At 47.1% G+C, this 11,542-nt stretch carries 8 protein-coding genes; 7 read left to right on the top strand and 1 reads right to left on the bottom strand.

What is annotated here, in order from left to right:
* The 6 genes from BN93_RS07910 to BN93_RS07885 all read left to right on the top strand — a co-directional run.
* On the top strand, positions 1–1,203 hold a 1,203-nt coding region (locus tag BN93_RS07910), incomplete at its 5' end, for an MFS transporter (RefSeq protein WP_019187812.1).
* 292 nt (positions 1,204–1,495) lie between these two features.
* On the top strand, positions 1,496–2,674 hold the full coding sequence (locus BN93_RS07905) for a TlpA disulfide reductase family protein (protein WP_019187811.1): 1,179 nt from the start codon (positions 1,496–1,498) through the stop codon (positions 2,672–2,674).
* Positions 2,675–2,767: 93 nt separating this feature from the next.
* Positions 2,768–4,045: a M16 family metallopeptidase gene (locus BN93_RS07900; RefSeq protein ID WP_019187810.1), complete on the top strand. Its 1,278-nt coding sequence runs from the start codon at positions 2,768–2,770 to the stop codon at positions 4,043–4,045.
* Positions 4,046–4,129: 84 nt separating this feature from the next.
* Positions 4,130–4,732, top strand: a complete 603-nt coding sequence (locus BN93_RS07895; protein WP_019187809.1) for a non-canonical purine NTP diphosphatase — start codon at positions 4,130–4,132, stop codon at positions 4,730–4,732.
* 368 nt (positions 4,733–5,100) lie between these two features.
* Positions 5,101–7,116, top strand: a complete 2,016-nt coding sequence (gene porZ, locus BN93_RS07890; RefSeq protein WP_044260111.1) for a type IX secretion system anionic LPS delivery protein PorZ — start codon at positions 5,101–5,103, stop codon at positions 7,114–7,116.
* A 215-nt stretch (positions 7,117–7,331) separates the two neighbouring features.
* Entirely contained in the window at positions 7,332–7,910 is a 579-nt protein-coding gene (locus BN93_RS07885) for a DUF417 family protein (protein WP_044260194.1), read from the top strand.
* 427 nt (positions 7,911–8,337) lie between these two features.
* Here BN93_RS07885 and polA read toward each other — a convergent pair whose 3' ends face one another.
* Positions 8,338–11,121, bottom strand: a complete 2,784-nt coding sequence (gene polA / locus BN93_RS07880; RefSeq protein WP_019187806.1) for a DNA polymerase I — start codon at positions 11,119–11,121, stop codon at positions 8,338–8,340.
* An 89-nt stretch (positions 11,122–11,210) separates the two neighbouring features.
* Between polA and BN93_RS07875 the strand changes: the two genes are divergently transcribed.
* A partial coding sequence (locus BN93_RS07875) for a polyprenyl synthetase family protein (protein ID WP_044260110.1) occupies positions 11,211–11,542 on the top strand: 332 nt, incomplete at its 3' end.

The raw sequence follows: 11,542 nt of genomic DNA, 5'->3' as shown, positions 1-11,542 counted from the left end.
GGATGCTTACGCTGGATTGCCGATAGGTATGGCACGCGTTCGGTGTTCGCCTATGCAGTTCTAGGATTTATCGGCACGTCCGTCCTGTGCTCTCTCTGCAACAGTCTAACGCAGTTTGCCTTTGTACGTTTCATACAAGGCATGGCCGGAGCACTAATGGTGCCCGTAGGGCGATTGGCTGTATTAAAAAACTGCGACAAGCGCGATTTGGTAAATGCCATCGCATGGATAACCACTCCAGGGCTTATTGCGCCCGTTGTCGGTCCTCCCATAGGCGGATTTCTTGCCACTTATTTCTCGTGGCACTGGATATTCTTCCTGAATGTTCCGGTAGGGCTACTCGTCTTTGTCCTGGCAATAAGATATATTCCTAAACAGCCGGTAGACAGACAGCGGGGTAAATTAGACATACCTGACTTCTTGTTGAGTGCCTTGTCGCTTTCGGGCATGATGTACAGCCTTGAACTGTTGGGAAACAACGTTTCCAGTTTCGTGCGCCCCCTCATTCTGCTGTTTCTCTGTATACTACTCTTTGCTTTCAGTATACGCCGTTCGCTGCACGCCTCATTGCCGCTGATAGACTATTCCGTAATGCGCGTGCCCACTTATTCGGTAACGATTATCTATGGCACACTGTCGATGATGGTTATCGGTGCAGCCCCATTCCTACTGCCGTTACTGTTTCAAGACGGCCTACATTTCAATGCCTTTCATTCCGGTTTGCTACTACTCTCGCTAATGCTGGGCAATCTCACCACCAAACCTTTCACCGTATGGATGATGCATCATTGGCGCATCAAGTATATCCTGTTCCTTAACGCACTGTTGCTTTCGCTGTCAACAGCTGCCTGCGCACTGTTCAAGGCCTCTTCACCCGTCTTCGCCATCATCGTATGCCTCTTTTTGATGGGCTGTTTCCGCTCGGTACAGTTAAGCACTCTTCACACGGTGGCATACATGGACGTACCCCAACAAATGATGTCTTCAGCCAATACGCTTTACAGCACTACCCTTCAGCTCGCCTCCGGATTGGGTATCGGTATAGGTGCATTGGCATTGAGATTTGTAGCATCTACCTCTGCCAATCCTCATTCGCTTGCACATTATCAGCTATCATTTGTACTGATTGCTATCGTGGGACTTATAGCGTTGATTGGATATGGAAAGATGGAACCTGAGGCAGGTAAAATAATCACCAATTAGCTTTTGTTCAGACCGCTCCAATATGCTTGGCTCTCTGAAAATATCTCAGAAGGCAAGATAATGGTTGCAGAACAAGAAAAGAAGGAGTTTGAAAGCTGGCTTGGAGTATGAAATCCCATTCTCTATTACATTCTAAATTCAACTTACACGGCAAACTTAAACCTTAGTAAACCGAAAAACCAAGTGGCTTAAAACCTTATAAACTCGCACACTTTAAAAATATCCGCTTAACGGTTTTGTATTTTGATAGGTTTATTTTAACTTTGCAAACAAGTTAATCAACTTGCTAAAAATGAATAATAAAAAACTATCGGGATTATTCTATACCGCTGTTATGGGTGTAGCCGTTTTGAGTTTGGGCTCGTGTACCGAGAAAAAGTTCAACATTAACGGAACAATCACCCAGGCAAAAGACTCTGTTCTCTATCTCGAAAACATGAGTCTTAACGGTCCAAAGGCGGTAGATAGCGTTAAGCTAGACGAAAATGGCAACTTTGAGTTTAAGCAGAAGGCGCCCGATGCACCCGAATTTTATCGCTTGCGCATTGCCAGCCAAATGGTGAACCTTGCTGTCGACTCTACGGAAAGCATCACCGTGAAGGCCGCCTACCCCACCATGTCGGCCAATTACGAGGTTAGCGGGTCCGAAGAATGCACCAAGATACGCGACTTGGCCTATATGCAGCTAGCCCTGCAAAGGCAGGTTACGGCCATTGCAAACAGTCCTACGCTGGGCGTAGAGGCAGTAGAAGATAGTGTTACCAAGGTTTTAGAGGTGTATAAGAATAAGGTGAAGCTCAATTATATATTTAAAGAGCCCATGAAAGCCTACGCTTATTACGCCCTTTTCCAAACCATCGTGTTGGGAAACGCCAATATCCTTATCTTCAACCCACGCAGCAGCAAAGACGATGTGAAGGTGTTCGCTGCCGTGGCAACAAGTTGGGACACTTATTTTCCAAAGGCCGAACGCGGACTTAACTTGCACAACATCGCCATCGAGGGGATGAAAAACGTGCGTATTGCCGAAAACAACGTTCGCCAAACCATCAGTGCCGACAAGGTTAAGGTGGCCGGCGTGATAGATATTGCCCTTACCGACAACCACGGACGTGTGAGAAAGCTTACCGACTTGAAAGGAAAGGTTGTTCTGTTAGACTTCCAGGCTTTTGCTGCCGAGGGCAGTTTGAAACGCATAATGATGATGCGCGAGATATATAATAAGTATCACGACCGCGGTTTTGAGATCTATCAGGTGTCGTTCGACCCCGAAGAACACTTTTGGAAGACAAAGACAGCCGCGCTGCCTTGGGTAAGTGTGTGGGACGAAAACGGAACGCGCAGTGCCGTTTTGGCGCAATACAATGTGCAAACGCTGCCTACCTTCTTCCTCATCGACCGAAACAACACCCTACAAAAGCGCGATGCGCAGATTAAAGACTTAGACGCCGAGATACAGGCGCTATTGTAATATACAGTTTTTTTTCATGTAATATTTATTTTGGTTTATTCGGCGATGTGTGCTTGAGACGAGCGCGCGTCGCCTTTTCTTTTAAATTCAACAATGACCACATCGAGTAACACCGCCATTCGCATGGATAACAAATACAATACGGCCACGCTTGCCAATGGTCTTCGCATCATTCACCGCAGTTCTTCGTCGCCTGTGGTGTACTGCGGCTTTCAAATTAACGCTGGCACACGCAACGAAAAAGACGACGAAATGGGCATGGCGCACTTTTGCGAACATGCTTCGTTTAAGGGAACGAGCAAGCGAACGCCGCTTAGTATACTGAATTGTTTGGAGAGCGTTGGCGGAGATATCAACGCTTTCACCAACAAGGAACACACGGTTTATTATGCGGCCATCCCCAAAGGGCATGCTCCACGGGCCGTAAGACTGCTAACGGATATGGTGTTCGACAGCCAATATCCGGCTGCCGAGTTGCGAAAAGAGATTGAAGTGATATGCGACGAGATTGAAAGCTACAACGATTCGCCTGCCGAACTGATATACGACGATTTTGAAAACGCCGTTTTTTCGGGTCATCCGCTGGGTCATAACATCCTTGGAAAGGCCTCTTTGCTGCGTACTTACACATCCGAACACGCCAAAGACTTTACCCGAAGGATGTATAGGCCCAACAATATGGTGTTCTTTGCATACGGCGAGTTGGATTTTCATTGGCTGGTTAGGTCGTTAAAGCATGCCACTCAGCATTTCCCTAACGCCCTTCCGCACATCGATACGCACGAGGGAGAGCCTCTCCCACCCTATCAGCCGAAAGAAATTATACGCCAGATGGACACGCATCAGGCACATATTATGCTTGGAAATCGTGCTTTCAGCACTTACGACAAGCGTCGTTTGCCCCTCTATTTGGCCAATAACTTGCTTGGCGGACCAGGTATGAACGCTCGTTTGAACATTGCTTTGCGCGAACGCAACGGCTTGGTGTACAACGTTGAAAGCAATTTGGTGAGCTATGCAGACACTGGTGTGTGGTGTGTTTACTTTGGTTGCGACCCAAAAGACTTGCGTCGTTGTCTGCGTTTGGTGAAGAAAGAACTGAACAGGCTTATCGAAAAGCCGCTTTCGGCACGACAACTGGCGGCTGCCAAAAGGCAAATTAAGGGTCAGATATGTGTGGCTTGCGACAATAGGGAGAGCTTTGCGCTCGACTTTGGTAAAAGTTTTCTTCATTTTAATAAGGAGAAACACATTGATAACTTGCTGCAACAGATAGACGCTATCACGGCCGAAGAGCTGCAAAGCGTGGCTCGAGAGGTGTTTGCCGAGGATAAACTAACTACGCTGATTTATCAGGGGAGTGGGGGTTAAGCTAAATATTGTCGGACTGGTCGGACTAATCAGACTAGTCGGACCGGTCTGACAAGTCCGACTGGTCAGACTAATTTTAATTATATGAACACAAACATTGTTTTTGCTACCAACAACGCGCATAAGCTGGAAGAGATACGTCAAATAATGCCTTCTAGCCTGCAAGTGCTATCATTAAAAGACATTGGTTGCGATGTAGACATACCCGAAACGGGCTCTACACTGCAAGAAAACGCCCTTATCAAGGCGCAATACGTGCTTGAACACTATGGCATGGCATGCTTTGCCGACGACACAGGACTGGAAGTGTACGCCCTAAACAACGAACCTGGCGTGTATTCGGCACGCTATGCAGGTGGCGATGGGCACGATAGCGAGGCCAATATGCGCAAATTGCTTTGTCGTTTGGCCGATAACAGCCATCGCGATGCTCGTTTTCGCACGGTTATTGCCCTTGTTGCTCCGCCAAATAACACGTTGGGCATAGACCAACCCCTATATTTTGAAGGCATTGTAGAAGGCCATATCGCCACCGAACGCCACGGAACAGCGGGCTTTGGCTACGACCCGCTGTTTGTTCCCAATGGTTACGACAAGACGTTTGCTGAACTTGGTGCCGACATTAAAAACCAAATTTCGCATCGGGCAAGGGCAGTTGGTAAGCTGGTTGAATTTCTGAAAGGGTAGGGGGTGAGGAGTAAGTAGTAAAGTAGTAAGGTAGTAAAGTAGTAAAGTAGTAAGGTGGTAAGTAGTAAGGTGGTAAGTAGTAAGGTGGTAAGTAGTAAGGTGGTAAGTAGTAAAGGTAGTAAAACTAGTAAGTAGTAAAGTAGTAAAGGTTGTGAGGAGTAAAGTAGTAGAGTTTGTAAGGAGTAAGTATTTTTTCACCTTTTCACCTTTTCACCTTTTCACCTTTTCACCTTTTCACCTTTTCACCCTTTCACCTTTTCACCTTTTCACCTTTTCACCCTTTCACCTTTAAACAATATATCAGCCGTTTTTGCGTTATAATCTTATCAACAGATAAACTTATATCGCTTATAAATCATAAACCCCACATGCGCAAACCCACTACAATTGGTTTATTTCTCGCCCTATTATTATGTCTTTGTTTGCCTGTTCGCGCCACCTTATGGCGCAGTTACACGGCATACAGCGACATAACGCAGGTGCAAAAGGCCGGAAACACGCTTTACGTGCTGGCCTCTAAACGGTTGTTTGCCTATAATACGGCCGACCAAAGCATACAAACCTTCGACCGAATAAACGGACTTAGCGACACGCCCATTGCCTTTATTGCATGGAACAACGTGGCTAAACGACTTGTAGTGGTGTACGATAACCAGAATATCGACTTCGTTATGCCCAATGGAGAGGTGCAAAACCTGTCTGATTTATACCATAAAAACATGATGGTGGATAAGACTGTGTTTGGCATTAACACCTATGGCGCAAACATTTACCTTGCAACGGGCTTTGGAATTGTTAAGATTGATGCCCGAAAGATGCAGGTTAACGACACGTATAACCTTGGATTTAAGGTGAATTGGACACGCATTGAGGGTAACCGTATATGGGCTTACTCGGATGTTGTGGGCTGTTATGCAGCCTCGATGACGGCTAATCTGAACGACAGAAACAGCTGGACGAGGGTGGGAGAGTACCAACCCAACCCGCAAGCAAAGCCAGACGCCAAGCTACTAGAAACGGCTAAGAAGGCTAACGTGGGCGGACCGCGATACAACAACTTCTATTTCATGAAGTTTACCGCTGGTAAATTGTACACCGTTGGCGGACAATACGCATCGGGAGGTACGCAAAAGGGTTACCCAGGCTTGGTGCAAGTGCTGGAAAGCAATGGTTCGTGGACTTTCTTTCAAGACGATGTGGCCGCCACTACGGGCATCGCGTTTAACGATATTAACTGTTTAGCCGTAGACCCACTAGACCCTAACCACGTGTTTGTGGGCGGACGACCGGGCTTATACGAGTTTCAAAACGGACGTTTAAAGGCGTATTTCAATCGCGATAACAGCCCTTTGCTGCCTGCTGTGGATAGGGGAGTGGAGTTAGATAATAATTATGTTATCGTAAATGGTGTGGATTTTGATGCACAAGGCAACCTTTGGCTTGTCAACAGTCAAACTAAACGCCAATCGTTGCTTACCATTCCGCGTGGCAAACCGATGGAAAGCAGGCATCAAGAACGACTGATGGCCGATGGACTTAGCTTGCGAAACATGACGAAAATGCTGGTGGATAGTCGCGGTTGGGTGTGGTTTTGCAACGACCATTGGACCGTTCCGAGTATTACTTGCTATAAGCCAGCCACGGGCGAATGCACTGTTTACGACACTTTTACCAACCAAGACGGCGTGGCCATACACGTAAATGCAGTTACTTGTGTTGCCGAAGACCGCGAAGGAAACCTCTGGGTGGGCACCAATGCGGCACCACTTTACTTGCAAATACGCAACAATCAGGCCGAAAAACATTTCGTTCAGTTTAAAATTCCGCGTAACGATGGCACCAATAGTGCCGATTATCTGCTTAACGAAGTGCACATAACGCACATTGCTATCGATGGGGCAAACCGCAAATGGATGGGTACTTTAAACGATGGTGCTTACCTTATATCGGCCGATAACCTGCAACAAGTGCAGCATTTCACCAGTGCCAACAGTGCGTTAAGTTCTAATGTGCTTAATTGCATCGCCATAAATCCCACAACAGGCGAGGTGTTTTTTGCCACCGACAATGGGCTTTGCTCTTATCAAGGCGATGCAACCGAACCGCAAACGGGCGACGATAGGCAGGCATACGCCTATCCCAACCCCGTTGAACCCGGCTATAAGGGGCTTATTAGGATAGTAAACCTGTCGCCAAACGCCTATATTAAAATTGTTTCTCCCAACGGAACGCTGGTAAAGGAAGGGCGTAGCAACGGCGGAATGTTTACTTGGGATGCCACCGACCTTCGCGGACAGCGCGTTGTAAGCGGCGTTTACGTGGTGTTAGAGGCCACCGAAGAGGGTAAAAGCGGCGTGGCTTGTAAGGTGGCAGTGGTTAACTGATAGTTTTTTTCAATGCCTTTATAGGTATTAGCAATGTTATTTTGCACTGATGTTCGTGCGAAATCACTTATCTTTGCATAGTTAAAAGGCCTTGTACGTTACAATATGTAATGTACTGCAAGGTGCGTAAGCGCACTTATGTAGTGGCCTGTGTATGTAAATATTCATTCATTTGCCCATTTATTGGGCATGCGTTTTTAATCGATAAAGTAAGTATGAAAAGTAAAGTAATTGCATTTCTAGAATTGGCGTCTAACTTGCGCCAAACCGGTTTAAACCTCATCCGTGTGGCCATTCTTATTGTGTTTGTGTGGATTGGAGGTTTGAAATTTGCTCATTACGAGGCCGACGGTATCGTTCCTTTCGTTGCAAACAGTCCGTTTATGAGTTTCTTTTATGCAAAAGAGGCACCAGAATACAAGCAATATAAAAACAAAGAGGGCGAATTGGTGTTGAAAAACCGCCAATGGCACGAAGAAAACCGCACCTATGTGTTTTCTTACGGACTTGGTTGCCTTATCATGAGCATCGGTATCTTGGTGTTCTTGGGTATGTTCTCGCCAAAGATCGGCATTTTCGGCGAACTGCTCTGTATCATTATGACCTTAGGAACGCTATCGTTCCTTATAACAACGCCCGAATGTTGGGTTCCCGATTTGGGAAGTGGCGAACATGGTTTCCCCTTGCTTTCGGGTGCAGGCCGATTGGTGATTAAAGACACCGTAATACTGGCAGGTGCAGTAACCTTGCTTTCAGATACGGCCGGCAAATTGCTTAAACAGCTTAAGAAGTAGGCTAAAACATTTGTTGCTATATAGTATAAAGCGTTCGAGTTAAGTTCTCGAACGCTTTTTAATAGAACAGTTGACGAGTTAATAAGATGACAAGTTGCCAAGTTAACAAGCCAACAAGCATTTGGTTCAGAATGCAAATGGGGCTAGTATATCTAGTAGTACTAGTGAAACTAGATATACTAGCCCCAACTGGCTCTGCTCGTTTATTAGCAGGCGCAGCCATCTTTTTAAGGAATTATGGAGTTAAGTAGTTAAGCCAAATGCCTATGTGGCGCAGCCATCTTTTCACCCTTTCACCTTTTCACCCTTTCTATTTTGACAGAAGAACATAAGGAACATAAGGTGAAATTACGCTTTTATTTCACTTTGATAGTGAACAAGCGTGGTAGGCGCAGCCATTTTTTCACCTTTTCACCCTTTCACCTTTCTAATGTGCCTCCAACCAGTTGTTTCCCCAACCGCCGTCGGCCACCAAAGGCACATCTAGCGGGTAGGCAGCTTGCATTTCTTCCATAACAATGCGTTCAACCTGTTCTTTTTCGTTGGGTAGAACGCTGAAATTAAGTTCGTCGTGCACCTGTAAAATCATCTTTGAGCGGATGTTTTCGCGCTGGAAACGTTCGAAAATGCGCACCATAGCCACCTTAATGATGTCGGCTGCCGACCCTTGTATGGGAGCATTGATGGCGTTGCGTTCGGCAATTCCGCGCACCGTTGCATTGCTGCTGTTGATGTCTGGCAAGTAACGGCGGCGGTGGAAGAACGTTTCCACGTAGCCATTGGCCTTTGCCGTCTCCTTGGCTTGCTCCATATAGTCGCGCACTTGCGGAAACATCTTGAAGTATCCGTCGATAAGTTGCTTAGCCTCTGCACGCTCGATGTTGAGCCTATCGGCCAAACCAAACACCGTTATGCCGTAGATGATGCCGAAGTTGGCGCGTTTAGCCTTCGTTCGTTCGTCGCGTGTAACCTCCGAAACGGGCTTATCGTAAATCTTTGCGGCCGTTGCAGCATGGATATCGTAGCCTTCGCGGAAGGCATCGAGCATGTTGGCATCCTGACTAAGGTGGGCCATAACGCGCAATTCAATCTGACTATAATCTGCCGAGAAGAACTCGCAGCCCTCTTCGGGAATGAAACACTTGCGTATTTCTTTGCCATCTTCGCCGCGAACGGGGATGTTTTGCAGGTTAGGGTCGCTCGAAGATAGTCTACCAGTGGCCGTAACAGCTTGGTTAAACGACGTGTGGATGTGGCCCGTGCGTGGGTTTATCAGTTTGGGCAGCGCATCTACGTATGTGCCGAGCAGCTTTTTCAGCGCGCGATAATCTAGAATATGCGCCACGATGGGGTGCTTAGAGCGAAGTGTTTGCAACACCTCTTCGCTGGTAACATACTGTCCTGTCTTGGTTTTCTTGGGCTTATCAATGATTTTCATCTCGCCAAAAAGGATGTCGCCCACTTGTTTTGGCGATGCCACGTTGAACGTTTTGCCAGCCGCTTGGTAAATTTCTTGCTCCAATTGCAGCATGCGTTCGGTGAAAACTTGCGATGTTTCTTTCAGTGCGGCAGTGTCAATGCGCACACCGTTACACTCCATTTCGGCCAAAACCGGTATCAACGGCATCTCCACTTCGTTGAAAAGACGTTCCACACCAGCCTCAACAAGCTTGGGTTGAAGCACGTTTTTAAGTTGTAGCGTTATGTCGGCATCTTCGCAAGCGTAGGCATACACCTCGCTAGGAGCCAGTTCGCGCATGTTTTTCTGCGTTTTTCCCTTCGCTCCGATAAGGGCATCGATGTGCACTGTTTCGTAGTTCAGGTACACTTCGGCCATGAAATCCATGTTATGGCGCAGTTCGGGTTGCAGCAGATAATGGGCAATCATGGTATCGAAGAGTGGTCCTTGCAGCATTATTCCATAGTTGCGAAGAACTTCAAGGTCGTATTTTATATTCTGTCCTACCTTTAAAGTGTTTGGATTTTCGTATATAGCCTTAAACTTATCCACGATGTTTTGCGCCTCGTTAGCCTGTTCGGGCACAGGTACATAGTAGGCTTTCTTCTCTTCTACGGCAAAACTAAGCCCCACCAATTGGGCATCAATGGCGTTGGTAGAGGTTGTTTCGGTGTCCAGACTGATTACATAGGCAGCCGAAAGCAGGGTAACGAGTGCTTGTATGTCGGCCTCGGTCTGTACCAAATGGTACTCGTGGGGTGTGGTTTCAATCGTTTGTCGATTGGCAACGGGTGCCGATAGGGGTTCGAACAGACTGTTGTTGGCCTCTGCCATTGCTGGTTCGTCGAACAGCGAAAGCTGCCTGTTGTCCGCCTTTTTAGGCTTTTCGGCCTTGTTTAGCAAGCGGTTGGCAAAGCTCTTAAACTCTAATTCGGTAAATATCTCTTGCAGTTTGGCCGTGTCGGGCTCTTTCAGTCGTAGCTGTTCGAGGTCTAATTCCAGTGGCACGTCCGTTCGTATAGTGGCCAAAAACTTCGACATCTTGATGTCTTCAACGGCTCCTTCCACCTTTTCGCGCATCTTTCCTTTCAGTTGCGCAGTGTTTTCGAGCAGCTGTTCCACCGTTCCAAACTCGTTGATAAGCTTAGATGCCGTCTTTTCGCCTACGCCTGGGCAGCCTGGAAAGTTGTCGGCCGAGTCGCCCATTAGGGCCAATAGGTCGATAACCTGCAAAGGCGAAGATATGTTGTACTTTTGGTTCACCTCGTCGGGTCCCATCGTTTCGTAACCGCCGCCATGTCGTGGGCGATACATCCACACGTTGGGGCGCACCAGTTGGGCATAGTCTTTATCGGGCGTTAGCATGTAAGTGTCAACGCCTTGTTCGCCAGCTTTCAGTGCAAGCGTACCGATAACGTCGTCGGCCTCAAAGCCATCTACTTGCAACACGGGTATATGGTAGGCCGTAAGAATGTCTTTGATAATGGGTACAGAGCGTTTGATGTCTTCGGGTGTTGCCTCGCGTTGTGCCTTATATTGCGGAAAAGCTTCGTTTCTAAAAGTCAGTCCGTGGTCGAAAGCCACGCCAATGTGCGAGGGTTGCTCCTTGTTTAGCACCTCGTTAAGGGTGTTACAAAAGCCCATTACGGCCGAAGTGTTAAGTCCTTTCGAGTTGATGCGTGGGTTATTGATAAAGGCATAATACGAGCGATATATCAAAGCGTAAGCATCTATGAGGAATAGTTTATCCATAAGTTTTATTGTTATATCGTGTAAAATTACGAAATAAAATGGGGTTAGTAACGATTTATTGTGTAAATTTGTGTCAAATTTGAGAATACATGAATTATTTGTCGACCATACGGACACCTATACATACCGAATTAAAAGACTTTATCGCGCTGTTCGACGAGTCGTTGACCCACAAAGACGGACTGTTGGGTCAGGCATTAGAGCATGTTCGCGCCAAAGGCGGCAAGCGCATGCGCCCCATACTCATCTTGCTGATGGCCAAAAGCTTTGGCAAGGTTACACCTGTGGCGCAATATGCCGCTGTTGGACTTGAATTATTGCACACGGCAAGCCTTGTGCACGACGATGTGGTAGACGAAAGTGGCGAACGGCGGGGGCAAGCATCGGTAAACGCTTCGTATAACAATAAGGTGGCGGTGCT

It is taken from the genome of Prevotella conceptionensis 9403948 (assembly GCF_000312305.1).
Lineage (GTDB): Bacteria > Bacteroidota > Bacteroidia > Bacteroidales > Bacteroidaceae > Prevotella > Prevotella conceptionensis.
This window is presented reverse-complemented; position numbering and strand designations above follow the sequence as displayed.

Bases quoted from the DNA above. Each gene is read 5' to 3' on its own strand.
- BN93_RS07905 (WP_019187811.1), top strand. From the start codon at position 1,496: ATGAATAATAAAAAACTATCGGGATTATTCTATACCGCTGTTATGGGT.
- porZ (WP_044260111.1), top strand. From the start codon at position 5,101: ATGCGCAAACCCACTACAATTGGTTTATTTCTCGCCCTATTATTATGT.
- BN93_RS07895 (WP_019187809.1), top strand. From the start codon at position 4,130: ATGAACACAAACATTGTTTTTGCTACCAACAACGCGCATAAGCTGGAA.
- BN93_RS07885 (WP_044260194.1), top strand. From the start codon at position 7,332: ATGAAAAGTAAAGTAATTGCATTTCTAGAATTGGCGTCTAACTTGCGC.
- polA (WP_019187806.1), bottom strand. From the start codon at position 11,121: ATGGATAAACTATTCCTCATAGATGCTTACGCTTTGATATATCGCTCG.
- BN93_RS07900 (WP_019187810.1), top strand. From the start codon at position 2,768: ATGACCACATCGAGTAACACCGCCATTCGCATGGATAACAAATACAAT.